13 protein-coding genes, 1 tRNA gene and 1 other annotated feature are annotated in these 26,051 nt (G+C 68.4%); of the genes, 5 read left to right on the top strand and 9 right to left on the bottom strand.

Annotated elements, in window-relative coordinates; genetic code table 11:
- Positions 1-11 precede the first annotated feature (11 nt).
- The 6 genes from VMJ70_07450 to VMJ70_07475 all read right to left on the bottom strand — a co-directional run bounded on the left by VMJ70_07450 (position 12) and on the right by VMJ70_07475 (position 12,310).
- Positions 12-953, bottom strand: coding sequence for a PorV/PorQ family protein (locus VMJ70_07450; GenBank protein HTO90950.1), 942 nt, complete (start codon positions 951-953; stop codon positions 12-14).
- 110 nt (positions 954-1,063) lie between these two features.
- Positions 1,064-5,359, bottom strand: coding sequence for a C25 family cysteine peptidase (locus VMJ70_07455; protein HTO90951.1), 4,296 nt, complete (start codon positions 5,357-5,359; stop codon positions 1,064-1,066).
- A gap of 44 nt (positions 5,360-5,403) precedes the next feature.
- Positions 5,404-5,571 carry a Trm112 family protein gene (locus VMJ70_07460; GenBank protein HTO90952.1) on the bottom strand — a complete coding sequence of 56 codons (168 nt, stop codon included), beginning with the start codon at positions 5,569-5,571 and terminating at the stop codon, positions 5,404-5,406.
- Between the two features lie 107 nt (positions 5,572-5,678).
- On the bottom strand, positions 5,679-6,641 hold the full coding sequence (locus tag VMJ70_07465; protein ID HTO90953.1) for an acetyl-CoA carboxylase carboxyltransferase subunit alpha: 963 nt from the start codon (positions 6,639-6,641) through the stop codon (positions 5,679-5,681).
- On the bottom strand, positions 6,638-10,066 hold the full coding sequence (dnaE, locus tag VMJ70_07470) for a DNA polymerase III subunit alpha (GenBank protein ID HTO90954.1): 3,429 nt from the start codon (positions 10,064-10,066) through the stop codon (positions 6,638-6,640). The genes VMJ70_07465 and dnaE overlap by 4 nt, the downstream gene beginning before the upstream one ends.
- A 57-nt stretch (positions 10,067-10,123) precedes the next feature.
- Positions 10,124-12,310 carry a M23 family metallopeptidase gene (locus tag VMJ70_07475; protein ID HTO90955.1) on the bottom strand — a complete coding sequence of 729 codons (2,187 nt, stop codon included), beginning with the start codon at positions 12,308-12,310 and terminating at the stop codon, positions 10,124-10,126.
- An 89-nt stretch (positions 12,311-12,399) separates the two neighbouring features.
- Here VMJ70_07475 and VMJ70_07480 point away from each other — a divergent pair, with 89 nt between their 5' ends.
- Complete coding sequence (locus VMJ70_07480; protein HTO90956.1) at positions 12,400-12,852, top strand: hypothetical protein; 453 nt, start codon at positions 12,400-12,402, stop codon at positions 12,850-12,852.
- A gap of 21 nt (positions 12,853-12,873) precedes the next feature.
- Here VMJ70_07480 and VMJ70_07485 read toward each other — a convergent pair whose 3' ends face one another.
- Positions 12,874-16,200, bottom strand: coding sequence for a S8 family serine peptidase (locus tag VMJ70_07485; GenBank protein HTO90957.1), 3,327 nt, complete (start codon positions 16,198-16,200; stop codon positions 12,874-12,876).
- Positions 16,201-16,430: 230 nt separating this feature from the next.
- Here VMJ70_07485 and pyrE point away from each other — a divergent pair, with 230 nt between their 5' ends.
- The 3 genes from pyrE to VMJ70_07500 all read left to right on the top strand — a co-directional run bounded on the left by pyrE (position 16,431) and on the right by VMJ70_07500 (position 19,681).
- On the top strand, positions 16,431-16,988 hold the full coding sequence (gene pyrE / locus VMJ70_07490; protein ID HTO90958.1) for an orotate phosphoribosyltransferase: 558 nt from the start codon (positions 16,431-16,433) through the stop codon (positions 16,986-16,988).
- Between the two features lie 106 nt (positions 16,989-17,094).
- Entirely contained in the window at positions 17,095-19,500 is a 2,406-nt protein-coding gene (locus VMJ70_07495) for an AAA family ATPase (protein HTO90959.1), read from the top strand.
- Between the two features lie 105 nt (positions 19,501-19,605).
- Positions 19,606-19,681: transfer RNA gene (locus VMJ70_07500), tRNA-Glu, on the top strand.
- 214 nt (positions 19,682-19,895) lie between these two features.
- Here VMJ70_07500 and VMJ70_07505 read toward each other — a convergent pair.
- Positions 19,896-22,481, bottom strand: a complete 2,586-nt coding sequence (locus VMJ70_07505) for a T9SS type A sorting domain-containing protein (protein ID HTO90960.1) — start codon at positions 22,479-22,481, stop codon at positions 19,896-19,898.
- A gap of 863 nt (positions 22,482-23,344) precedes the next feature.
- On the opposite strand from VMJ70_07505, the gene VMJ70_07510 reads away from it, so the two are divergent.
- Positions 23,345-24,313, top strand: coding sequence for a hypothetical protein (locus VMJ70_07510; GenBank protein HTO90961.1), 969 nt, complete (start codon positions 23,345-23,347; stop codon positions 24,311-24,313).
- 318 nt (positions 24,314-24,631) lie between these two features.
- Here the strand turns inward: VMJ70_07510 and VMJ70_07515 are convergent.
- Positions 24,632-25,860, bottom strand: a protein-coding gene (locus VMJ70_07515; GenBank protein HTO90962.1) for an IS3 family transposase whose coding sequence is annotated in 2 segments (ribosomal slippage) — positions 24,632-25,578 and positions 25,578-25,860 — 1,230 coding nt in all. Because the reading frame shifts where the segments join, the coding sequence is not laid out codon by codon here.
- Positions 25,466-25,582: a sequence feature (AL1L pseudoknot), on the bottom strand. (Overlaps the previous gene by 117 nt.)
- Positions 25,861-26,051: the final 191 nt, after the last annotated feature.

The following is a 26,051-nucleotide window of genomic DNA, read 5'->3' on the forward strand; positions in this document are numbered from 1 at the left end:
GGTGTTTGGAACTAGAAGCGGTAGCCCAAAGTGATCTTCTTCACGTAGTCCAGCCCGGAATTCTTCGCCTGGGGGATCGCGCCGAAATCGAGTGCCAGGCTGTGCCAGTTGACTCCGATCCCGTAGGTCAGGTCGCTGATGTCGCCCAGCGGATCGGAATACCAGCCGATGCGTCCGGAGAGCTGCTCGACGATGCGCAGCTCGGCACCGTAGTCATAGGTGCGGAACTTGGTCGTCACCAGCGATTGATTGAAGTCGGTGACGAACAGCATGCCGATCGGCCCCTTGTTGTACGCCTCCCACGCGCCGCCGATCTTCAGATTGCGGCTCAGGGGACTGGCCTGATCCTCGTTGATGAACGTCACGCTCGGCCCGAGGTTCTGCACATTGAGCCCGAAGCTCAGGTGTGCCGAGGGGATCCGGTAGAGGCTGGCAAGGTCGAGACCGAAGGTCGAGCCCACGCCCTGCTGACTGCTGGGAGCGAGCTGGATGCGGATGTACTTGAGCGCGAGTCCCACCGACAGGTCGGGAAGCACGCGGGTGCCGAAATAGATCGAGGGTGAGAACTCGTTGGAGCCGAACTGCCCGGTCGAGACGCCGTTCTCGTCGGAACCTTCGCTTTGCCCGTAGGAGAGGAAGATGATGCCGACGCCGTAGGCGCCCCACCCCTCGATCGGGTGCACGAAGGTGAGATAGTTGTAGTTGACGTCGCTGGCGAGCCCGGGGACCAGCTGCGCGTAGGTCAGCTCGACCGCAGAGTGCTCGACGAAGCCGAGCCCTGCCGGGTTCCACCAGGTAACGCCGGTGGCGTCGTCAGCCAGCGCAACTCCTGCGGCGCCAAGGCCGTTTTGCCTCGCCCCCGGCTGAATATCGAGGGATCGGCCGGTCCCTTGCGCCATGGCCGAACTGGCGATCAGCAATCCCGCCAGGGCTGCCAAAGTCAAGCGTAGCATGTGCATAGAAACAAACTCCTCCTCAACCAGTCGGGGCAAGAGACCTGCCATTCAAGGCTCCTACACCTGAGTTCCACCCTCGGGTCCGATTTTCTTTCGGCCACCACGCCTCAACGGTTGAGGATCACGAATCGGCCCTCCGCCGAGGCCTTCCGCTGGGCGCTGCTCCGGCCCTGATCGTCCCTGCCATTCACGTAGACCTTGAAGAGGTAGGTGCCATTGGCCAGGGGCCCGCCCTCGGCATCGAGCCCGTTCCAGGGGATCTGCACCTGGCCGAAGTCGCCGAAGCTCTCGAGCTCGCGGATCAGCCGGCCCGAAACCGTGAAGATCTTAACCAGCACGTTGACGGAGTCGCCGGGGCCGACGATCACGAATTCTCCGCCGCTCGTCAGCCGGCCCGACTCGGTCGGATTCGGGAACAGGTAGGCGCGGTTGATGACCACCGGGGGCGCGCTCGCCACCTGGAAGCTCAGTGAACTGCTCGAGCGGTGCTCGAACGCGGTGAGCCCGGCGGCCAGATTGTCGGCGGCCGAGACACTCACTGTGTGCGATCCCGGCGACAGATTCGGGAGCTGGAACTGCGCGGTGCCGGTGCTGTACGAGCCCGCGGCGTAGCGGAATGTCGAGGTGATGTCGCTCCGCTGCGTGGTGTTGTTGTCGACCGTCACGATGATCCCGTTCTGGAGCGTGTGGCCGGTGGTGAGAATGCCGCTCGGATCCGACAGGTCGACGTTGAGCGTGGCGTCGGGCCGCACGCTGGTCGCGCCGCCCGGGAACGACAGCGCGATCGAGGGCCCGGCCTGGTCGCCGGCCGGAATGCTTCCCGGCGAGATCTGCATGCGGATGCTCCCGACCGCGTCGGGAATTCCCCTCGTACCCGCGAGCCCGGCGAGGTAGGCGCGCACCTTGCCGCGCGGTCCGCCCAGGGCCTCGAGCGGCACGATGAATTTGCCCTGGAATACGCCACCCGAGACCAGCACCGAGCCACGGAAGATCGCGCCGGCCTTGAAGTCATACTGGGTCCGCGCGCACAGCGAGTCGTAGACGCACGCGGGCGAGGTGGGTCGTGGCTGCGAGTCCTCGATCAACAGATCGCCAACGCCGCTGTAGCCGACCGCGCTGCCGCCGGGCCGATCCAACACGCGACCCTTGAACAGAATCGCGTCGCCGCCGTGGATCTGGGTGACCGGCGTGGTGCCGGTCGCGTCGTACAGCCCGACGTCCACCCACAACTTCGGCAGGTCGAGACGGAGCGCGGCATCGCCCATCAGTCCGTACTTCTCGTTGTTCTGCATCTGGATCAGGTCGCTCGAAGTCTGGAGCTTCGCCGACAGCAACGCCGGCACCACCCCTTCCTGGTACTGGCCAGTGGTGGCATCGCGGCTGTAGAGAAGCGTGTAGAGCCGGTAGGCGAGGTCGACGTTGAAGTCGCTGTAGGCCAGCTCGGTCGCCGAAATCACGCCCACCGAACCCCCGGTCGGCGACATGAGCAGTCGCTCGCCGAGACTCTGCACCCGCGGGTCGTTGAACTTGCCGACGTCGCACGAGGCCGCGATGAACAGGGGCAGCCGGGTGGAGTTGGTGAACGAGCCGGCATCGGTATCGATCAGCACGTTCTCGTCGCTGAGCTTGAACGGGCTGCCGTGGCCGATGAAGTTGAAGATCGCCACCCCTTCCCCGTTGATGTTGTTCTTGATGTCGGCCTTGGCGCCCGGTTTGGTGCGCCCGGGCCCGTCGGGATAGGTGTGCAGATAGACGTAGACCCGATCGAAGTGATCGGGCGTGTAGACGGTATCGAGCACCGCGGTCTGGCGCAGATGCGTCCATTCGAGGTAGTCGGGCGACTCGCCCTGCTGGTCGTCGTCCGCGATCAGCATGACGCGATTGCGGAACGTGCCGGTCGGCGCGGATCGCTCGTAGAAGAACAGCTTCTTCTGCAGATAGTCGAGGGCGCTGCCGGGATCGTCGGCGGGAATGCGCCCGGCGAAGAAATCCGGCAGCACGGTGGTGGTGCCGATCGTGTCCACGTTCATGAGCCAGTCATCGCTCGCGAATTGGCTGGGCGAGGTGTAGTTGTTCTCGAAAGCCGGCATCAGGCATCCCGGCTGACCGGGGAGCGCGAGCCCCAGCAGGTTCTTGAAGTCGAACGAGGCGTCGCCGAGCAGGGTCACGAAGGCCGGCGGCGAGTGGCCGCCCGGACGCCAGTTGAAGAACGCGAAGCGCAGGAAATTGCGGATCGCGTCGGGATCGGTGCGCCCCCCCGAGAACTGGTCGTAGACCGCCGAGATTGGAACGCTCCTCACGTCGTAAGGGCCGGGATTGCCCGGCAGCGGCAGGCGCACGCGACGCCAGTTGAGCAGCGAGTCGGCCGCCTGCTTGAAGCCGTCGTAGTAGATGAGCAGGTAGTCCGCCTGCTGGTTGCTCGACCGCAGATTGAACCGGCTCTCATCCGAGGCCTCGGTGATGTCGTTGGCGGACGGCTTGGCAAACGACGCGCTCGGCAGCATCGCGTAGCGGCGCGGCCCGGTCTCCACGACCTCGAATGACAGCGTCCACTGACTGGTCTGCCCGGAGACCAGTGAATAGTCGAAGCCGATCAGTTCCACCGGCGAGAATGGATCGGTGACATCGAACAACCGCGGCGGCGCCGCGGTGTCAAACGGACCAATCTGATAGATGGCGTTGCCGTTACCCGGTGACTCGAACGAGAGCTGATCGCCGTCGGGCATGAACTGGCGCCGGTACTTGACCTCGATGAAGGACAGCGCGCTCTGATCGATGCGGTTCCCGCTGCAGGTGAGGTTCGGCACCTGCAGCCGGATGACGTCGAGCGTGTCGAGCAACGGGAAGATGCGCGCGGTGACCGGTCGCAGATCGGTGAAGCTCACCTGGGTCGAGTCATTCCCCGCCGCCAGGCTCAACAGGTGCTGGGGATACAATCCGCATGGACCGGGCTGATCCACCTGGACGCCCCACGAGCGAGCGCGCACCTGCGCCGGCAACGTGGGGTCGATTCCTGGCAGCCGCACCTGCACCGCGAAGTTCGCGCCCGTGGTCATGGTGCGCCAGAAGAACTTGTCCCAGTAGAGCGTGGGATCGAGCAGCGCGAAATGGGGCGAGAAGCTCGGGTAGTACTCGGAGCCCACGTCCTGCTCCAGGTGAAGTCGAGTCAGCGACGTGGTGGGACGGTTCTCGGTTCCATTGTTGACCAGGGTCACTCCCTGCAGGCGGATCCGCTGCGGCGAGCCCGGAAACGCCGGCTCGGCGTAAGGCAGGTCGGGCCGGCCGTAGGAGAGATACACGTAGGAGTGCAGGTCGTAGGGGTTGTAGGCGAACACCGAGTCGGCGGCGGTCGGGTCGTAGAGATTGGCCCAGTCCTGCGGCCCGAGGGCGTAGAAGTAAATGGCGTCGGCGTTCACGCTCATGCGGCCGTCGCCGCCCGCATCCTCGACACCAAAGGCGATCTCGCGATAGTCACAGGTGTCACAGGGTGTGTTCTCGGGCAGCACCGGGAGTCCGGGCCAGCCGAACAGGCGCACGTTTCCAAACGCCACGCTCACGCTGTCGGTAAAGGGCACCAGGGTCTTGATCTGGCTGAAGCTCACGCGATAGAAGCCGGTCTGCGGAATCGCGATCTTGAGCCAGCGGTGCCCCGCGAACACGCTCGAGCTGTCGAGGGTGGCGCTCTGGATTCCGGCGCCGAGCCCGAGCAGCGAGCCCACGCCGGCGCGCGCGGAGATCGCCGGCCGCCGCCAGCCCTTTCCCTGCTCGTAGTTGACGAGCGCCGAGCGATACACGCTCTCGAAGGGGTCGGAACGCTCGGCCGGGCTCGAGACCGGCGCCGAGGGCGTCACGTCCACTTCCACTTCGATCCGGCTCCAGGTCGTCAGCCGGCCTGCGCGCGGCTGGTAGTCGACCGGCAGTACGGCAATGCTCGCCACCCGCTGATTGCGAAGCCACGACACGCCCACCAGACGCGCGCGCTCCGGCGCGGCAGAAGCCGGCGACTCGTAGGCCGAGCGATCCCGCCGGTACTCGAGGATGGGCTCGGCGCCGGGGCGCGAGGCGCCACCCGGCGCAACCGGAACCGGCTCGAGCACCACCCCCGATTGGCTGGCCTCGCCGCTCCCGAACCCGCGCACCGTCACCCCCCCGGTCGGCGGCACCGCCACCTGAACGATGCGCGCGGGGATGGCGGGCGCGCCCGGCAGGCCATTGCGGCCCCAGCCCGGAATCACCGGGATCATGGAGCCGGGGCTGTTGGAGGAGGGGATCAGTTGAACCGGCTCGAGCGCGACGCCGAAGCGGATGGTGCCCGGTCCCGCGGAGAGCAGGTCCACGCCTTCGGGCCCGGCCTCTGCGCCGGCCGCGAAGCTGGCGGCGAGCAGCAGCAGCGCGAGCGGCATCAGCCGCCCGCGGTGCAGGTGAGAGGTTTCCGAACGACCTGGGATCAGATCTTCTCCGCTTCGTCCACCAGCATCACCGGGATGTCGTCCACCACGCGATACCGAAGCCGGCAGCGCGGGCAGGTCAGCGACGGCGCGGACGCGTCGTAGTCGAGATCCCCCTTGCATGCGGGGCAGACCAGAATGCGGAGCAGGTCAGGGCTCAGCGCCATCGATGTCCTCGGGATGGGGTCGGAAGAGTAAGGGCGGGGGCCGGGGAGACCCTGCCAAAGTGACGCGGCCCTTCGATGATGGGGGCTCTCCCCCGAGATTTCAAGCCTCAGGCCTGGGTTTCCACGAATACGCCCATGCGCCGGAATTTCTCTCGACGCCCGCGGATTCGCTGTTCGGGTGTTACCCCGCTCAGGGTCGCGAGGTGCCCGGAAACCGCCGCCTTGAGCGTCGCGGCGGCCGCGTCGGGGTCGCGATGCGCCCCGCCCACCGGCTCGGGCAGCACTCCATCCACGATGCCCAGCGACTCGAGGCGATCGGCGGTCAGCTTCAGGGCCTCGGCCGCCTGCGGCGCCTGCTTGCCGTCGCGCCACAGGATCGAGGCGCAGCCCTCGGGCGAAATCACCGAGTAGACCGAGTTCTCGAACATCAGCACCACGTCCGCCACTGCGATGGCCAGGGCGCCACCCGACCCGCCCTCGCCGATCACCACCGTGACGATCGGGACGCCGAGTTTCGCCATCTCGCGCAGATTGAAGGCGATCGCCTCCGCCTGACCGCGCTCCTCCGCGCCCAGGCCGGGATAGGCGCCGGCGGTGTCCACCAGGGTCAGGATCGGGACCCGGAAGCGATCGGCGAGCTGCATCAGGCGGAGCGCCTTCCGGTAGCCCTCGGGATTGGGCATGCCGAAGCGGCGCATCAGATTTTCCTTGGTGTCCCGGCCCTTCTGTTGGCCGATCACCATCAGCGGCCGGCCGTCGAGGCGCGCGAGACCGGCCACGATCGCCGGATCGTCGGCGAAGTGGCGGTCGCCGTGGAGTTCGGTCCAGTCGGTCAGGCACTTCTGAACGTAGTCCAGCGAGTACGGCCGGCGCGGATGCCGCGCGAGCTGGACGCGCTGATAGGCGGTGAGCTTCGCGTACACCTCGCGGCGCAGGCTGTCGGCCTTGAGCTCGAGGTCGCGCAACTCGTCCTGGACCTCGAGACCCTTGGCGGTGGCCTCGGCCCGCAGCTCCTGGATCTTCTGCTCCAGCTCGATCACCGGCTTCTCGAAGTCGAGCCAGGTGGTCACGGTGCCCCCCTGCGGAAGGCGACTCGCACGAACGGAAACTTCTCGCGCAACACCCTGGCGACCGCGCCGTCTTCGGTGACGCGATAGCGCCTCGAACGGCTCGCCTTGCGCGAGTGATCCGGCATGACGATGTGCAGGTAGACCTCGGCCTCGCCGGGATGCGACGACAATACCGTATCCACTTCCTCCAGCCACTGGAGCGAGAGATCCTCCGAGCGCACCTCGACGTGCAGACTCGAGCGGAATTGCCGCAGCGCGTCCTCGAGCGGCAACACCTGGGCCGCGAGCAGCTTGATGCCGCGGTCTTCGCGCACCTCGATGCGCCCCGAGACGCTGACCAGCCGCTCGGGCGCGAGCAACGGCCGCGCGACGTCGTAGACATCGGGGAACAGCGTGCACTCGATCCGGCCGGAGAGATCCTCGAGCGTCAGCACCGCCATGCGCCGGCCCGCGCGCGTCGACAGCGGCTTCACCTCGCTCACCAGCCCCGCCAGCCGCGCCTCGGCGCCATCCTCGAGCTGCAGCGCGTCGGCCACGCGGTGCGTGGCGAGCTTCTCGAGCTGATCACGGAGCGGTGTCAACGGATGCTCGGAGAAATAGAAGCCGAGCACTTCCTTTTCGTGCTGGCTGCGCTCGCGCCCGGTCCACGGCGGGACCTGGGGCGGCGGCGGTGCCACCACCGCGACGCCGCCGTCGGCGTCGCCGCCGAACAGCGAGGACTGTCCGCTCTGGCGCTCGCGCTGGAGCGCCGAGGCCTGCTCGAGCGCGCGGGCGGCGCCCGCGAACAGCGCACCGCGCTCGGCGCCCAGCGCGTCGCAGGCGCCCGACATGATCAGGCTCTCCAGCACGCGCCGATTGATGGCCTGGCCGCCCAGCCGGCAGGCGAGATCGAAGAGATCCCGGAACGGCTGGTCGCCGCGAACCGCCACGATCGATTCCACCGCGCTCTGTCCGACGTTGCGCACCGCGCCGAGTCCGAACCGGATCTTTCCGTCTTCGATCGTGAACCGCCACTCGGAGCGATTGACGTCGGGCGGAAGGACATCGAGCCGCATCCGGCGGCATTCCTCGATGAGCGTGACGATGCGCGCGCTGTCGGACATTTCGCTGGTCAACGTCGCCGCCATGAACTCGGCCGGGTAGTGGGCCTTGAGCCACGCGCACTGATAGGCGACCAGCGCGTAGGCGGCGCTGTGGCTCTTGTTGAAGCCGTAGCCGGCGAACTTCTCCATGGTGGCGAAGATCTTCTCGGCCTTGGCCTGGGCGATGTGGTTGCGCTTGCAGCCGCCGACGAACTCGGCGCGCTTCGCCTCCATCTCTTCGGGCCGCTTCTTCCCCATCGCGCGTCGCAATTCGTCGGCCTGGCCCATGGTGAAACCGGCCAGCACGTTGGCGGCCTGCATCACCTGCTCCTGATAGACGAACACGCCGTAGGTGCCCTTGAGGATCGGCTCGAGCGCCGGATGCTCGTACTTCGCCTGGGCGCGGCCGTGCTTGCAGTCGATGAAGTAGGGAATGTTCTCCATCGGCCCCGGCCGGAACAGCGCGTTCATCGCCACCAGATCCTCGAAGACGGTCGGCTTGAGCCTGCGCAAGTAGTCGCGCATGCCGCTCGATTCGAACTGGAAGATCGCGACCGTGTCGGCGTCCTGGAACACCTGGTAGGCGGCGGCATCGTCGAGCGGGATGGCGGCCAGGTCGGGCCGCGGCTCGCCGCGGCGCTCGACCAGCCGCGCGGCTTCCTCGAGCACCGAGAGCGTGCGCAGCCCGAGGAAGTCCATCTTGAGCAGGCCGGCCTTCTCGACCGACTTCATGTCCCACTGGGTGGTGACGCTCTCGTCCTTCTGCCGGTAGAGCGGCACGTAGTCGAGCAACGGGCCCGGCGTAATGAGCACGCCGGCGGCGTGAGTCGAAGCGTGGCGCGCCAGCCCCTCGAGCACGCGCGCGGAGCGCATCAGCTTGTCGAACGGAGCGCCGCGCTGCGGCAGGCTCTTCAGCTCGGGCGACAGCTCGAGCGCGCGCTCGAGCGTCATGCCGAGCCCGTCGGGCACCAGCTTGGCGATCTTGTCGACGTCGGCGAACGCGATCCCGAGTGCGCGGCCCACGTCGCGCACCACACCCTTCGCACCCATGGTGCCGAAGGTGATGATCTGGGTGACGTTGCCCTCGCCGTATTTCCGGCGCACGTACTCGATCACCTCGCCGCGCCGCACATCGTCGAAGTCGATGTCGATGTCGGGCATCGACACCCGCTCGGGATTGAGGAAACGCTCGAAGATCAGGCTGTGCTCGATGGGATCGACGTCGGTGATGCGCAGCGCGTAGGCGACCAGCGAGCCGGCCACCGACCCGCGCCCGGGCCCGACGCCGATGCCGCGCGTCTTCGCGAAGTGAATGAAGTCGCGAACGATCAGGAAGTACGAGGCGAAGCCCATCTGGCAGATGACGTCGAGCTCGTAGGCGCAGCGCTTGCGGAGCTCCTCGGTCGGCCCGGAGGGGAAGCGCGCGTTCAGCTCCTTCCACGTGAGGTCGCGCAGGTACTCGTCGGCGCTCGCCCAGCCCTCGGGAAGTGGGAACTCCGGCAGCAGCGGCTTGCCGAACTCGAGCTGAAGGTTGCAGCGCTCGGCCACCTCGAGCGTGTTGCGCAGCGCCTCGGGACACTCGGCGAATGCCACGCGCATCTCGTCCGGGTCGCGGAAATGGAGCCCCTCCACCGCGCGCATGCGGTTCGGCTCGTCCACCGTCTTCCCGGTCTGGATGCAGATCAGCACGTCCTGGGCTTCGAACTGGTCCTTCTCGAGATAGTGGCAATCGTTGGTCGCCACCACCGGGATGCCGAGTCGCCTGCCCATCTCGAGCACCTTGCCGCGGATCTTGTGCTCGATCTCGATCCCGTGGTTCTGGACCTCGAGGAAGAAATGATCGGGCCCGAAGATCTCGCGATAGAGGCTGGCGGAGCGGGCCGCGTCCTGGTCGCGATCCTCGAGCAGATCGCTGGCGATCTCGCCCTTGGGACAGGCCGACAGCGCCACCAACCCCGCGCTGTGCGCGGCCAGCAGCTCGTGGTCGACGCGCGGCTTGTAGTAGAAGCCCTCGAGGAAGGCGAGCGACGACAGCTTCATCAGGTTGCGGAACCCCTGCTCGTCGCGCGCCAGCAACACCAGGTGGTAGGTGTTCTCGCGGATGCGATCGCGGCGCTTCCCGCGCGTGACGTAGGCCTCCATGCCCACCAGCGGCTTGACCCCGGCGCGCCGCGCCTCCTGATAGAACTCGACGGCCCCGAACATCGAGCCGTGGTCGGTGAGCGCCAGCGCCGGCATCTTCATGGCCGCGGCCTTCGCGACCATGCCGGAAATCGGGCTGGCCCCGTCGAGCAGGGAGTAATCGCTGTGATTGTGGAGGTGAACGAAGTCGGCGTGCTTCATGGCGCGTCCTGCGCAGAGGTGGAGCCGAAGCGGAGCCGCTCTGGGAAGCGGCGCGACTCAATCTAGCACAAAGCTTCCCTCGAGACGCCGCAGGTTCCCGGCGTGGTCGCGTACCTCCAGCAGGTAGCGGTGCGTCCCGGCGCCGGGCGGCGCGATCGGGCGCCAGACCAGGAGATCGCGCGGCTCGTCCCACTCGGTGGGCACGCGCCGGCCGTCGACGCGGAAGAACGATTCCTTCCCGTCCACCCCGCTGCCGTTCTCGGTGACGCGCGCGCGCAGTCCCCAGGTGGAATACGCCCCGGGAGCGCGATGCCGGGCGACGTCGAGCATCTCGACTCGCGGCGCGAGCGTGTCGGCGAAGGCGGCGAACTCTCCGAGCTGCCGCGAGTCGCCGGCGACTCCGTTCCCGCCGCTCGGCTGCGGCCCTCCCAGCCATTCCCAGCCGTTGCCGAAGTCACCATAGGCGCCGGCGCGCGCTCCCCAGCCCTCGTCGCTCGGCAGCTGGATCGTGGCGGCGTTGCGAAGCGGCAGCGAAGCCGGCTCGATCTCGAGCGCCTCTCCGATCGGCACCAGCTCGAGATCGCCGGCCGCCGGTCGCGGCGCGGGCGCCAGCCCGAGCGTCGCCGGCTCGAACACCGCATCGCGATCGAGCCGCCAGCGCAGGTCCATCAGCGCGCCACGCGCACCCGCCGCGCCCACCCGTCGCAGCTCGAGGCTCGAGCCGCTGTCGGCCCACGCCTCGCCGGCGCCGAGCGCTCCCCGGATCACACGCTCGAGACGCGACCCGGACGAGTCGCGATCGAGCACCACGCTCCACACCCGATTGCGGCGGGTGGCCGGCCGCCCGGCGATCGTGACCTCGCGAAGGCTCTCGGGAGCGCCGCGGAAGGAGAGCCGCAGCGCGTCGTCGGGAAGCCCGGTCAGCTCGAACGCCCGCTCGGGGAGCGACGCGCGAGGGGCAGCAGCCTGGCGCCGGGCGGGCGCCTGCTCGTAGCGCCCCGTGCCGTGTGGCAGGGGGCCCTCCTCGTTCGGACGCGGGCCGCGAAGCCAGACCGTGCGCGAGCTCTTCCTGCCGATCGTGTCCTCGGCTTCCAGGCGAAGCGGCCGCGGCGGAGCGCCGTTCGCGACCTCGATGACGCCGGCCTCGAGCGAGTCCGCGACGTTGGTCCGCAGCACGCGCGGCCGCCAGGAGCGCGGGCTCCACATTTGTATGTAGGGCGCGCCGGGGGGCGACGCGCGTCCCACGTCGTAGACGTAGTCCACGTCATCCATGTCGGTCGCCCACGACGCGCTGTCGGCCCGCCACTCGATCCAGTCGGAGCCCCAGCTCTCGCGCAGCCGCCACGGGGCGAGGCGCGCGCCGCGATCCCCCGGTTGGTCGGCTCGCACCATGGCGCGAACCCGGCCCTCGACCAGCAGGGTCTCGGCTCGGGCGAGCGCGAGCGAAATCGTGAGCGGGCCTGCCGCCCGCTCCACCCAGGAGCGGCCATCGAGCGGTTCGAGCGTGAGCGCGCGAATCTGAGTCGCGAGCGGAATGCGAACCGGGAGGCCGGCGAGTTGCGGATTGAGCGACACGTCGCCGCGACGGATCTCGATGTGGAGGTGAGGCGCGCCGGTGCCGCTCGCTCCGCTCCAGGCCAGCAGTTGCCCGGCGCGCACCGGGAATCGCTCGCGCTCCAGCCACAGATCCTGTTCGTAGCGCGCGGTCGAGTCCTGCGCCGATTGCACGTACGCGGCGAGCGGCGGGGCGAACGCGTCGAGATGGGCGAGCACCACCAGCCGGCCGTCGCGCGCGTGCAGATAGATCGCTCGTCCATAGCCGTTCCCCGCGGTCCGCAGGCGCTCGATCCACCCGTCGAGCGGGGCGCGCACCGGGCGGCCGACTCCGCCCCCGGTCGAGAGGTCGAGCCCGGCATGAAAGTGCCGCGGCCGTCGCTCGCCGAATCCGCCGGTCACGGTGAGCGGCGGCGCCAGCGGCGTGGCGGTGAACTTCGCGAACCACGAGCGCGGCGCCGGCCCCTCGGCTCGCGCCGGCGCGGCGATCAGGCCCGAAGCGACGATGCAGGCGGCGATCAGCGGATGCCTCGCAACTCGCAACAGATCGTGCGCGGCCCGATGCAACGCGCATGGAATCGTGTCCCACGCTCGCAACATCGCGCGCTCACGAGCCGGCAAGAGTGCGAGGGATCGCGTGATCTCGCGCGAATCGCGCACTGGCGTGCGATTGGCACTCGCATTGCTCACTGCCCACCCTCCGTGGCGGATCGCTGGAACTCGCCTCGCGCGTACCCCGGCGCAGCAGAATATCGAAATCTTCTCTTGGAGGTCCGGTCGTGATGAAGCTGATGAAGCTTTCTCTGGTCCTGCTCCCTGCGGCCCTGCTCGCGCTTTCGGGCTGCAACAGCAGCTCGGCCGTGAGTCCTGCGGCGGTGATCGACACCGCGCCGCCGGCGGCCCCCGCGGGCCTGGGCGTCGCGCTCGACGGCTCGGGCAAGCGTGTGCTCGACTGGTCGGCGAACAGCGAGGCCGATCTCGCCAGCTATCAGGTGTACCAGTCCACCACCAGCTCGAGCAACGGTTTCGTGCTGGTCGCGAGCGTGCCGGCCGGCAGCACCGACTGGACGCTGCCCGACGTGAGCGGCACCGTCAACGCCTGGTTCCAGGTGTCGGCGGTGGATCAATCGGGCAACCACAGCGCTCAGTCCAGCTCGCTCAACGTGACGCTGCTGCCGGCGGGCATGAGCGGCGAGGAACCGGTCGAGATCGGCAACGCCAAGCGTCACTGATTCGCGGCGAAACGAGGTGCTTCAAGGAAGGAGCACCACGCGCGACTGAGCGTGGAGGGATCCCGAAACCAGGCGCGCGAAATACAATCCGGCCGGGACGACGCGACCCGCGTGGTCCTGGCCGTTCCATTGGAGCGTCCCCTCGGTGCCGGACGGCAGCGGGAGCCGCGCGATGCGACGGCCGAGCACGTCGTATACGAACACGTCGCGCGCAACACCGGCCGGCTCCCCGGCGAGCTGCCAGTGCCAGCCGACCGGCAGGCGTGAAGGCTGCCGGTCGAGGTGGAGCTGGGCGACCGGGCCCACGATCGGCGGCTGCGTCGAGACCTGCACCACGTTCGAGCTGGCGCCGGCGTTGCCGGTCGAATCCACCGCCCGCACCGCCACGAACAGCGTGGTGTCGGGAGACAGGGCGACCAGGCGGTAGACGTCGTGGGCGCCGGCGGCGCCGGGTGCCGGGCCGTCGGCCCGCACGTAGCCCGGCTTGAACAGGCCGGCCTCGCCCGCGACCGGCGTCACGTTGATGTCGTAGCGCGCCGCGCGCCCGATCGCGCCGTCACCGCCCGGCGCGCTCCACGCGAGCCGCGCTCCGGTCGCACCCAGCGAATCCACCGAGAGATTCGCGATCGTTCCTGGCGGGGTGAGGTCGAGAACCGGGAGCGCGAGCGGCGCGACGCGACTCCCGGTGCGCGCGTAGTCACCGCGCGGCGTGGGCCAGGGAGCGCCGGGCGAAAAGCTGCCGGCGCCGGCGTCATAGATGTAGTAGAGCGAATCCGGCCCGGTGCCGGCCGCGACCTCGGTGCGGCCGTCGCCATCCAGATCGTCCAGCGACGCGCCGACTCCCGCGCCGCCCGGCTTCGGGAACGTGTGCATGATCCGGGCGCTGTCACTCAGAGCGATGAGCGCGGAATTCAGCATGGCGAGGACGCCGTGCGGCACTCCGGCCGCCAGTGGCCCCACCACCGGCGCCGACACCGGACCCCACAGCGCGCGCGGCCAGCCGCGCGCGCTGAGCGGCGCGCCGGTCGAATCGAACGCCGCCAGCTGATTCGGCGTGTTGAGCGGCAGCACGATCTCGTCGGCACCATCGCCGTCGAAGTCGGCGAGCGCGGGGTCGTCGACGACGGTGCCGCCGGTCGCGGCATCCCAGCGCAGCGAACCGTCGCCGCGGTACGCGTGCAGCCAGCCTCCGCCCGCCACCAGGATCGCCGCCGAGCTGCCGAAGCGCGCGATCACCGGAGAAACCGTCGGCACCGCAGAAGCCACCGTCACGGGCCAGCCGGGAGCTTCACTCCCGTCATGGCGCAGCGCGTGCACCTGTCCGTCGCGAGCCGCGACGATGATCTCTTCGCCCGGAACTCCATCCACGTCGGCGAGCGCCACCGCGCCGGCCACGCCAAAGGTGCTGGTCATCACCGGGAAGCCCGAAAGCAGCGTCCCGTCCGCGCTCCACGCCCAGACGTTGCCATCCCCCGAGGCGGCGGCGATTTCGAGCACGCCGTCACCGTCCAGATCTCCGATCGCGGGCCCGACGATGAACTGGCTGAAGTTGCTGGGCGCCGCAAACGGCCAGCCCGGCAGCACCTGGCCGGTGAGATCGAACCCGCACATCCGCGCGTTTCCGGTGCCGATGAACAGCCCCACGCCGTGCCCTCCGCCGAGGTCGGCAGCCGCCAGCTGCCGTCCGGGCGGACCGGGAAGCGCGACGTTGACGAGCGTGTCGCCGGTCACGGCGTCGGTTCCCAGCAGACGCCGGTTGGACGACACCCAGTAGAGGCGCGTGCCGCTCCGCTCGTGCACCACGACGCACGGACCGGATGAGGTCGAACCGGCCCGGTGGGCGTGCGAGACCGGCGGGTCGAGCAGCAGCCGCTCGAGATTCAGCCGCCCGCCGCCGTAGAGCGAGTCGCCCGGGTTGAGCGCGGTGATGTCGTCGGCCGTGTCCCAGAGCCGCAGCGCGAGGTTGATCGGGGACAGCGGGCGCTGCCCGAGCGAGCGGCGCCGCGATTCGAACAGCGCCACGCCGCCCGAGACCAGCGGTGCAGCGAACGAAGTGCCGTCTTCCTGGCCGTAGGTGGGCTGGCGCTCGCCGATGCTGTCGAGCGCCGCGTGGATCAGCGCGGTCGAAAGGATGCCCACCCCGGGCGCCGCCACGTCCACCTCGGGCCCGCGGTTCGAGAAGCGCGCCACCATGTCGCTCCCGTCAACCGCCGAGACCGAGACCACGTCCTCGCGCAATTGAATGTCGTGGACCTGGCCGTTGTTCCCGGCCGCGAACACGATGAACACGCCGGCGCGGGTCGCGGCGGTGACCGCGGCTTCGAGCGGCATCGTGCTGATGGTGGCGAAGGAACAATTGAGGACCCTGGCTCCCATGCGGCGCGCGTAGTCGATGGCTTCGGCGACGTAGCCCATGTCCACCTGGCCGCCGAGCGCCGCATTGGTGGACCAGCCCACGCGCAGCGGCATCAGCCGCACCTGCGGAACCGTGCCGGTGACACCGATCGTGTTGTTGCCGATCGCGCCGATCACGCCGGCCACCATGGTGCCGTGGCCGGCGTAGTCGTTGGGATCGTTGTCCTCGGTGTCGACGTCCTCCGCATTCGGGAACGGACCGCCGCTCGCCGCGTCCACGAAGTCCCAGCCGCCGAAGTCGTCGACGAAGCCGTTGCCGTCGTCGTCGACGCCGGGGAGCCCGCCCCGCTCCGCCCAGTTGGTCCACAGCTGACCGCGCAGGCCGGCGATCGTGCCGCCGAGATCGGGGTGATACGGAATGACGCCGGTGTCGAGGATCGCGACCACCAGCGAGGTGTCGCCGGGCCACACGTCCCAGGCTTCCGGCGCATGGATGTCGTGCCGGGAAGGCTGGTAGAACCAGGTCGAGACGCTGAACAGCGAGTCGTCGGGCATCAGCGAGACCGGCGTTACACCGATCGGCTCGGCCTTCTCGACCTCGGCGAGCGATGAGAAGCGCCCGAGCGCATCTTCGAGGTCGACTCCCGCGGGGAGCTGGACCCGGAAAAAGCCCTGCAGAATCTCGTCTTCCGCGCTCGGCACCGCGCCCGGCCGCGCTCCCGCGAACATGCGCGCGAACGTGACGCCGCCGAGGCTCGCGCCCACCGCGTCGATTCCGGCGAGGCCGAGCGAGGTGCGCGCGGCGCGGAAGTCCCGGGCGGCGCCGCCGCGCAGGGCGGCCCGTGTCGCGTCGGGGCGCAATTTCAGGGTGAGCGCGTCCGGGCGGTAGCCGCCGCCGGCCGGGACTGCCTGGCCCGCCGACAACACCGGCCGATCGAGGGCCGATGCGGGCGCCGCAAGCAGGATGAGGAGGAGCGTGAACCTTACGATCAAGACGGTGTTCCGGTTGGGAGCGCTGACCGTGCACGGGCGGAGAGCGGTCGCCGACGAGTTTAGCCCGCCGGGAAGGGCAGTGACCAGACGCGATTTGCCCGATTTCCGGGCCCGCGGAGGGATCCCGCGAGGCCCCTCCCTTGACTTGCCTTGCGGCCGGTGGGCAAACTCGATCCGCGAATTGCAGTCCGGTTTCGCGCCGCTCGCGCCCCTGATGCTCATGGAGGATCATGGAAAACACCGAAAAGGATCGCCTGCGGCAGATGCTGCTCGATCGCTCGATGCGCTTCGGTGAGTTCGTCTTGAGCTCGGGGGCCACATCGAGTTACTACATCGATGTACGCAAGACCAGCCTGCATCCCGAGGGACTGCGGCTGATCGCTCGCGCGTTCTGGGACGTGCTGTCGCATGACAACATCACCGCGGTCGGAGGATTGACGCTCGGCGCCGATCCGCTGGTGGCGGGCGTGATGCTGCACAGCGCCGAGGTCGGCAAGCCCATCGAGGGCTTCCTGGTGCGGCGCACATCCAAGGAGCACGGCCTCAAGTCGCAGGTCGAGGGCAACCTGGCCGGCCACAAGCGGGTGGCGATCCTCGACGACGTGATCACCAGCGGCGAAAGTTCGCTGATCGCGGCCGAAGCCGCCGAGTCGTACAAGGCCGAGGTGGTGCGCGTGCTGGCGGTGGTGGACCGTGGCCAGGGCGCGGCCCAGATCTTTCAACAGCGCGGAGTTCCTTTCACGGCCCTGTTCTCGATTGGCGAGCTTCTTCCGGCAGAGCGCGGCTAAACCCCTTCCGCGGCTTCCGGAAAGCCCGCAAGCCCGGCCCGCCCCCGGCCGATAACCCTGCCGGGCGTCCGTCGCGAAGGACGCCACGACTCAGGGACGAACCGATATGTTCGAACGACAGTTCGGCCTGCGCGAAAATCCTTTCGCCGCCGGCCATCAATCCAAGTACGTCTATCCGAGCCGCGAGCATCAGGAAGCGCTCGCGCACCTCCGCTTTGGCATCGAGAACCGGGAGCCCTTCGTTCTCATTACCGGCGAGGTCGGCACCGGCAAGACCACCGCGCTCTACGACGCCCTGAGCGAGTGGAAGTCGCGCGCGGTCGTCGCGCTGATCACCAACTCCGCGCTCACCCGCAGCGAGCTCTACGAAGAGATCTGCCTGCGCTTCGGCGTCCAGCTGGTGCCGCCCATCAGCAAGCCCATGCTGATGGGTCAGCTCGAGCGCCATTTGCTAGTAGTGCGCGGGCGCGGCGACTTCGGCATCCTGCTGGTGGACGAAGCGCAGAATCTCGACCGTGGCCTGCTCGAGGAAGTGCGACTGTTGTCGAACCTCGAGACCCAGGGCGAGAAGCTGCTGCAGATCTTCCTGGTCGGCCAGCCCGAGCTGGAGGAGAAGCTGATGCAGCCCGAGCTGCGACAGCTCCGCCAGCGGATCGGCGTCCACTACCGACTGCGACCGTTGAACCTCGACGATACGGAACGCTACATCCATCACCGCATCACGGTGGCGGGCGGCCACGCGCTCACCGTGTTCCCGCCGGAAGCCTGCGCGGAGGTGTTCCGCATGACGCACGGCATCCCGCGCGAGATCAACACCGTCGCCGCGCAGGCGCTGCTGAACGCGTTCGTCGAGGATTCGCCGAGCGTGCGGCCCGAGCACGTGCTGGCCGTCAAGCGCGACACCGAGTTCAAGAGTGTGCTCGACGGTCAGGTGGCGGTCGGCGCGCCGAGCACCGCGACCGCCCCGGCGATGGTGCCGCCTGCGACCGCCGCGCCGACGACGCCGCAGCCGGTCGCCGCGGCGCCGCCGCTTGCCGCGCCGCCGATCGTGGCGCAGGCGCCGCCCGCCCCGCCGATCGCGCCGCGGCCGGTGATGACGCCGCCCGCTCCGCAGCCGCCGCCGGCGCCCGAGCCGGCCATCGCGCAGGCCGAGCCGCCTGCGGCGCCGCCCGAGGATGGCGCGCCGCTGCCGCCCGTGGCGGTGCGCCCAGCCGGATCGGCCGAGACCTGGCAGTCGTGGATGGCGTCGCTGTCGCAGTTTCCCGAGGCCGGAGCGCCACCCGCCGAGGAAAACTTCCGCGAGATGTCGTGGGAGAACGCGCTCGCCGAAGAGCGCGCGACGAGCGCCGCGCAGCGGGCGGCAGCCGAGCCTCCGCCCATGGCGGAGCCCGAGGCCATCGTGGTTCCGGTGGGCGATTCGATCGACGAGCAGCCCGCGGCTCAGCCTCCCGAGCTTCCGAGCTTCGAGGATCTCGAGCCGCCGAAGATGTCCGCACCTCCGGCGGCGGCTCCTGCAGCGCGTCCTGCGCCCGCGCCCGAGCCGGTGGTCGAGCAGCCTCAGAAGTTCGAACTGGAATCGATCTCGATGGCCCCCGCTCCCGCCGAACCTGCTCCGGCACCGGCGCGCGGCGCGCCGCCAATGCCGCCGGCCGAGTCACGGCCGCCGAGGGCGGCGAGCGCGCCCGCGCGCACGCCGCCGCTCAAGCCGACTGCGGCACCGTATTCGCTGCCGCCGCGACTGCGCGAGCGGCTCGAAGCCGGGGATTCGGGCGAGAAGATTCGCGCCAGCCGCGCGACCGGCTGGCTGATCGGACTCGGAGCGCTGGCCGCGGTGGTGATCGCGGTGGTGCTCACGCTGCGCTTCAAGGCGCTGTCGAACGAGCCCGAGCCACGCAGCACTCCCGCGCGCGCGGCGAGCAGCTCGGCGAGGACCGTAACGCCGCCGAGTGCGCCAACCGGTGCTCCCGGCGCCGCGACTTCCGCTCCGACGAGCGAAAAGCCCGCGGCTCCGCCCTCGTCGCCGGCACCAGTCGCGGCTGCGACCGAGAAGCCGGGCGGCGCGAGCGCCGGCACCAGTGAGCCGTCGACTGCGAGCGAGAAGCCGGGTGGATCGGGAGCGGCGAAGGCCGCAGCTGTCGCCGCGGTGCCGGTTGGAGCATCGGTCGCGAGCGGCGCGAACGCTTCCGGTGGAGCGATGACTGGCTCCGGCGCCGCGACGCAGTCGGCCGCGCCCGCCGAGCCCGCGGTGCCGAAGACGCTCTACGGCGTCGCGGTTGGCACCTACATCAACGAGGCGAAAGCCAACACCGAGAAAGCGCGGCTTGCGACCGCGACCAGCCTGCCGGGGCGCGTGGTCGCGTCGAAGGCCGGCGACTTCACCGTGGTGCTGGGCGCGTTCGCGGTGAAGTCGAACGCCGAGAACCAGGCCGGCGAGCTGATCGACAAGAGCATGGTCGAGGAAGCGCGCGTCGTCAGCTTCGCCAATCCCGCCTACAAGCCCGCGTCGAAGTAGCCGAGCGCGGCTGCCGCGCGCGGCGAGCCCGCGAGTCGAGCGAATGTTCGTGGCGCAACTTGCCGCGCCACTTCCCCGCCGCTACCTTGTCCCGCCTCTCTAAGCGTCCCCATCGTCTAGAGGCCTAGGACATCGCCCTTTCACGGCGGTAACACGGGTTCGAATCCCGTTGGGGACGCCACCTTCCTCCATTGTGTTGCAGGCAGTTGCGGGCACTTCGAGGGCTCGTTGTCCCTCGATTGTCCCCGAACTGTCCCTCTTCTCCGCGCCGACGCCTCGCCGATGGCGACGACCCTGCGCGGTCGGGCGCTTGGGGCCGACGGGATACTGCTTCCTCCTTCTCAGAACGCGACAACCACAGTGCCTGATTCTGCTCGACTCGTTCTGGCCTGCTCTCACCTCACGACGACCACGCGCTGCCCAAGATCGACGCCCGGCGCTCGAAGTCGGGCGAAATACAATCCTGGTCGAAGCGCGGAGGCATCGACGTCTGACGAGTGGCGCCCGGCCGGCAGATCGCTGTCGACAATCCTGCGAACGACGCGTCCCTGAATATCGACGAGGCTTAACTCGACTCGGCCGCCACGCGGTAAAGCGTACTTGAGCAGCGCGTGGGATTGGACCGGGTTCGGGAGCGGGGGCGAGAGCGAACCGTTCGGACTGGCAGCCACCAGGGAGGATGCGATGCTGAACGCGGACGCGCCGACCGCGCTCCCGAGTAGACCGGCGTAGTTGCGCGCGACCACCTGCAGCCAAGCCGAGCGATCCGCTTCTGGACCGGCCACCTTCCAGTCATACGCACCCGTGTTGGCCGCGCCGGCTGCCAGCAGCGTCCACGGTCCGGTGGGCCCGGTGCGAGACAGGTAGACGTCGACACTCTGCACCGCGATCGCGTCACTTGCCGACCAGGTGAGTGTGCGAGTCGTGCCGATCGCGAGAACCTCGTCACCGGCAGGACCCAGCACCGTGACGTTCGGAGAGGTCGTCTCTGCCGGCAGCAATCGAACGATGCCGTTTCGAAGCCGACCCGCGATCGACGTGAATTCGCCACCCGCGAGGACTCCCTCGTCGTCCGCGCGGAGAGCGCGCACGGATCCGTCTGCGTTCGGGTTCCACGGCAGGAGAGCTCCAGTGGTTGCATCGAATGCAGCGGCGTTCGCGCGAGACGTCCCATCGATGCTGTTGAACTCACCTCCGACGTAGACGGCCGAACCTGCGGGTGCGATCGTCCACACGTCGAGCCCCACCACGTCAGGTACCCAGGTCGCGGGCGCTCCGGTGGCGAGATCGATCTGAGCCAGCATGCTGCGAGGCTGTCCGCCTACCGATTGGAATCTCCCGCCGAGCCACATCCGATTCGAATCGATCGACATCACATCGACCTCTCCACCGATCGAAGGATTCCAGGCGGTCGGCTGGCCCGTTCTCATGCTGAGCGCCGCGGCCCCCGAGCGAGGCTGGCCTCCGATCGTGGTGAACTGGCCGATGCAGTAGACGGTCGTGTCCCGGAAGAAGAATCCACGCACCAGATTGTCGGCATCCGGCGCCCAGCTCGTGGGCGCGCCGCTCCCGGCGTGGATCGCCCCGACGTATCGACGCGGCACGCCCCCCACCTCGGTGAACGCGCCGCCGACATAGACGGACGAGTCCTGGACAGCGACCGTCGACAGCTCTGTGTTCGGGAACGGTCTCCAGTCGGTCACGAGCCCCGTGGCGAGATCGAGGGATCCGACCTCGGGCCGCGAGGCGCCGCCCACCGTGTCGAACCAGCCGCCGACGTAGAGCTTGCCCCCGCCGATCGCCATCGTATAAACGGTCGGCTCGAGTCCGGTGGTGCGAGGATTCCAGTCGAGCACTTCGTTCGTGCGAAGGTCGATTGCGGCAAGGTTCTCGCAGGCCGGCGCGCGTCCCGGACCGAAGATCCCCGACGCGGCGAGACTGCTCGAGCTCGCGGCGAGCAGCGCGGGGATCGGTGCCGTGGCGCCGGGATCCCACGGCCGCAGCGCTCCGGTCCGCGCATCGAGAGCGGCGATCCCGCGGCGGCTTCCTCCGCCGATCGTCGTGAACGCGCCGGTGATGTACAGCGTTGAGTCCTGCACGACGAGGGAGTTCGGCACGTCGTCCGCTCCGGGGTTCCAACTCAGGACCTGACCGTTCCGTGCGTCCACCGCGGCGATGTGCGCCCGGGGTTGCCCGTCCACAATGGTGAACTCGCCGACGAGATAGAGCACCGTGTCCGCGACGGCGAGTGCATAGGTCCATCCGTTCACAATCGGAGTCCAGGGCAATCCCGCACCAGTGGCGAGATCGAACGCCGCAGGCCCCAAGCCGGAACTCACAAAGACCGCCGACGCGCCGACGGCGAATCCGCTCGGGCCGAAGCCAGTGGCGTATCGGTTCTGCCAGAGCACTTCCTGTCCCGAGGCGGAATCGATCGCGGTTGCTTGCCAGCCCCGCTCGGCACCGCTGGGCGGCGTTGGTATGGAGTAGCGCCCTTGTAAGTAGACCACTCCGCGGCGAGTGGCGATCCTCGTCACGCCGCCAACGGCAACCGGATTCCAGTCGAGCACGGCGCCACTCACCGGATCGATCGCGGCGAGACCGGGGCGCGGTTGGCCGCCCACGTGGGCGAAGCCACCGGCGACGTAAAGTCGCGTGCCGTCCCGGGCGAACGCGGTGATTGGTCCGTCGAACCCGGGATCCCACGAGTCGAGTGTCCCGTCGGCGCGCACGTGAGCGGCGTAAGGGCGCGCGAGGCCCGCCACCGTGTTCAGGGACCCTCCGATGAACCAGCCACCCTGCTCGTCGGACACCGCCGCCACGACCGACCCGGCGACCTCCGGCCAGTTCCGCTTCTGATCTCCAGTCACTGGATCGATCGCGACAAAGCCGCCCGATGCCGGGCCGACGGTGTGGAATTTCCCGCCGATGTACAGAGTGTCGCCCTGCCGAACCATCGACCACACCTGACCATCGGTCATCGGCAGGCGTGGATCGACTGTCTGGGCGGCGGTCACGGAAGCGAGAAACGGAACGACCGCGAAGACGAGCGCAGCGGTTCGCGTTCCGACGAAGCATCGTCGTGAAAGAGCGAGCAAGATCAGCACAGTCCGACGACGCTCGGCACGCATGGCGCAACCCCCCGCAGCCCGACTTCGAAGCAACAGCGATGGTGAAAGGGGGTACCTAGAAGCCTGCGGACCTCGCTCTGCTCGAGGAATGCGTCACGGGAAACCTGCGGAGCAACGAGAAGGCTATGCGCTCAATAGCGGCGAGTCAATCGCTGCGGTCCGCCGCCGACAGTTGTCCTTGAAGCTCCCCGCTCAAGTCGAGTGAAGGATTGGGCGGCAGCGGCGCCGGCATGAACGCACGATAGCCGGTCGATTGGGTCGCGTCGGGACTGAAGCTGACCCCGCCATGGTGCTCTCTTCCTAGTGCATGGCCCGAATCGGAGGCTGCGACCGACGGCCTCCGGGTGGGCCCGGGCAACCCGGGCCCCGGCCGATCGAGCCCTCGAGCGGCAGCACATCCCTCAGCTACTCCCCAAACTGCGAGAGAGATCCCCTCTCCCGTGAGTCTGGCCCCCTCACCCGGCCAGGGCGAGCCGCAACTCAGCCATCTCCTTCAGCCAGGGAGCCATCCGGTTCGAATTCTCGATGCTTGGGGACGCCAACGACCTGCGTGTCGCCGCGCATACACCTTCGGCGCATTGACCCCAGCTCCAACGCTTCGCATCATGGTGCTCGCCCTTCCTCGTGAGGCCCAACTGGCCTGAAGGCGTAACGGCCGAGCATTGATACATCCTCCGGGGAAAATCGAAGCTTGTTGAGAACCGAGGCCCGCCATGAAGCGCCTTCTCGCCCTCGTCGCGTTTCTCGTCGCCCTGCTGCCCGCCGCGGCACTCTCGCAGACTCCCGTCTACCTGACGCAGTGGGGCTCCCCCGGCACTGGCAGCGGGCAGTTCATGCTGCCCACGGGCTTGGCGACTGACGCCAGCGGCAATGTCTACGTCGCAGACATGCGCAACAATCGCATCCAGAAGTTCACCAGCAACGGCGGCTTTCTCGCGGAGTGGGGCGTTGGCGGCAGTGGAGGCGGGCAGTTCAATGAGGCTGCTGGTGTAGCAGTTGACGCGAGCGGAACCGTCTACGTCGCCGACAGGAGCAACAACCGCATCCAGAAGTTCACGGGCAGCGGCGCGTATCTCGGTCAGTGGGGCTCGGGCGGCACGGGAAACGGTCAGTTCGACGGCCCATTCGCTGTCGCCGTCGATGCCACCGGCTTCGTGTACGTGGCCGACGTCGGCAACAATCGCATCCAGAAGTTCACGGTTGGCGGCGACTTCGTCACCCAATGGGGTGGGCCCGGACGCGGCGATGGCATGTTCAACGGACCCTACGGTGTGGCGGTCGACGCATCTGGATTCGTTTACGTAGTCGATAGGTTCAACAACCGCATCGAGAAGTTCACCTCCGACGGCTCGTTCGTCGGGAAGTGGGGTGCCTACGGTTCCGGGAACGGCCAGCTCTCGTATCCACAGGGCATCGCCGTTGATGCCAGCGGAACGCAGTACGTCACGGACGAAGACAACAGGCGAGTCGAGGCGTTCACCAGCGGTGGCGCCTACCTCACGCAGTGGGGCACTCAAGGGACGGGGAACGGCCAGTTCTCGTGGCCATCCGGAATCGCCATCGATGCCAGCGGAGCCGTCTACGTCGCGGACTTCGACCTCGCCACCGTGCAGAAGTTCGGCGCCGGAGTCACGCCCACAAGAACGATCTCGTGGGGCCGCTTGAAGGCCGCGTACCGCTAGTCGCCGGAAGACTCTCCGCCTCGCGCACCCAACTGCGCGACGACCCTCAGGCGCTTTCCAGCGGGTTCCAACCTCGCCCGGGAGTCCGGCAGGGCGCTCAAGTCCCCGGCGCGGGCCATCAGGCAACCGCTCCCGCAACCGATGCCCGCAGCGAATCCATGTCCCGCAGCCAGCCCGTAAGTTGGTTCCAACTCGGCATCGTCGGGGACGCCAGACTCTCGATCTCGCTCTCCATCCCGAGCACGCTCGGCCCCGGTCGACGCATCATGCCGTCAGAAATGAACCGTACCGGGTTCTCCGGAGAGCTCCGGACATGAGTTACGCGACCTCGGTCTGTGCTGCGTGACGCTGATAGTACGCCTGCTCGTATTCGATCGGTGGAACGTAGCCGAGCGGCTCGAGCAGACGCTTGCCGTTGAACCACGCGACCCAGTCGAGCGTCGCGAACTCGACGTCGTCGAGCCCCTTCCACGGTCCCCGGCGATGGATGACTTCCGCCTTGAACAACCCGATCACACTTTCGGCCATCGCGTTGTCGTACGGGTCGCCGCGACTGCCGACCGAGGGCTCGATGCCGGCCTCGGCCAGCCGCTCGGTGTAGCGGATCGACAGGTACTGCACGCCGCGATCACTGTGATGCACCAGCCGCTCCGCGTTGCCGAGTGGGCGCTCGTAGAGCGCCTGCTCCAGCGCATCGAGCGCCAGGTCACTGCGCAGCGAGTTCGACGCCCGCCAGCCCACGATCCGGCGCGAGAACACATCGATCACGAACGCCACGTACACGAACCCGCGCCAGGTCGCCACGTAGGTCAGGTCGGCGACCCACAGCTGGTTCGGTCGCGTCGCCTGGAACTTCCGCGTGACCAGGTCCGCCGGGCGCGGCGCCGTCGTGTCCGGGATCGTCGTCACCTTGAATGTGCGGCCCCGCACCGTGCCGCGCAGGCCAAGACGCCGCATCAGGCGCTCCACCGTGCAACGGGCGACCACGTGCTGCTCACGCTTCAACTGCTTCCACACCTTGCGCGGACCGTAGACCTGCTGGTTCTCGTCCCAGACGCGCCGCACGTGCGGGCACAGGCGTTCGTCACGCCGGGTGCGCAGCGAACGTCGCTCGGGACAGCGCTCGCGAACCTTGTGCTCGTAGTAGACCGATGGGGCGATCGGCAACACTCGGCAGATCGGCTCGACCCCGAACTTCTCCCGCTGCTCGTCGATGAAGCGGACCATCACTTCGCTCGGCGGTCGAGCTCCGCCTTCGCGAAATACGCCGAGGCCAGACGCAGGATCTCGTTCGCTCGTCGCAGTTCGAGGTTCTCGCGCTCGAGTCGCTTCAAGCGTTGTCGCTCGTCGCTCGTGAGCCCGGGACGCTGGCCCTGGTCACGCTCGGCCTGCCGCACCCACCGACGCAGCGCCTCGGCCGTACACCCGACCTTCTCCGCGATCGAGCGGATCGCTGCCCACTGCGACTCGTACTGCTCGCGATGCTCCTGCACCATCCGCACTGCCCGCTCCCGGACTTCTGGCGAGTACTTGCTGGTTCGTGCCATGACTCCATCCTCTCAAGCAATGGAGCCTCCGGGAAAACCGGGGCGGTTCATTAATCGGTCGCGGCTATTCGCTCGAGCTGGAATCTCACGGCTTCCAAACAAACGTGGCCACGCGCGTGATCCCAATTGGCCAACCTACGCCGGCACTCATCGAATAGCCGAATGAGGCCACAACCGTGTAGGTCCCGGGC

It is taken from the genome of Candidatus Sulfotelmatobacter sp. (assembly GCA_035498555.1).
Classification (GTDB): Bacteria; Eisenbacteria; RBG-16-71-46; order RBG-16-71-46; family RBG-16-71-46; genus DATKAB01.

Excerpts from the sequence above, each read along its gene's own strand:
- dnaE (HTO90954.1), bottom strand. The coding sequence starts at position 10,066 with ATGAAGCACGCCGACTTCGTTCACCTCCACAATCACAGCGATTACTCC.
- VMJ70_07510 (HTO90961.1), top strand. The coding sequence starts at position 23,345 with ATGAAGCGCCTTCTCGCCCTCGTCGCGTTTCTCGTCGCCCTGCTGCCC.
- VMJ70_07455 (HTO90951.1), bottom strand. The coding sequence starts at position 5,359 with ATGCCGCTCGCGCTGCTGCTGCTCGCCGCCAGCTTCGCGGCCGGCGCA.
- VMJ70_07450 (HTO90950.1), bottom strand. The coding sequence starts at position 953 with ATGCTACGCTTGACTTTGGCAGCCCTGGCGGGATTGCTGATCGCCAGT.
- pyrE (HTO90958.1), top strand. The coding sequence starts at position 16,431 with ATGGAAAACACCGAAAAGGATCGCCTGCGGCAGATGCTGCTCGATCGC.
- VMJ70_07495 (HTO90959.1), top strand. The coding sequence starts at position 17,095 with ATGTTCGAACGACAGTTCGGCCTGCGCGAAAATCCTTTCGCCGCCGGC.
- VMJ70_07460 (HTO90952.1), bottom strand. The coding sequence starts at position 5,571 with ATGGCGCTGAGCCCTGACCTGCTCCGCATTCTGGTCTGCCCCGCATGC.
- VMJ70_07505 (HTO90960.1), bottom strand. The coding sequence starts at position 22,481 with ATGACCGATGGTCAGGTGTGGTCGATGGTTCGGCAGGGCGACACTCTG.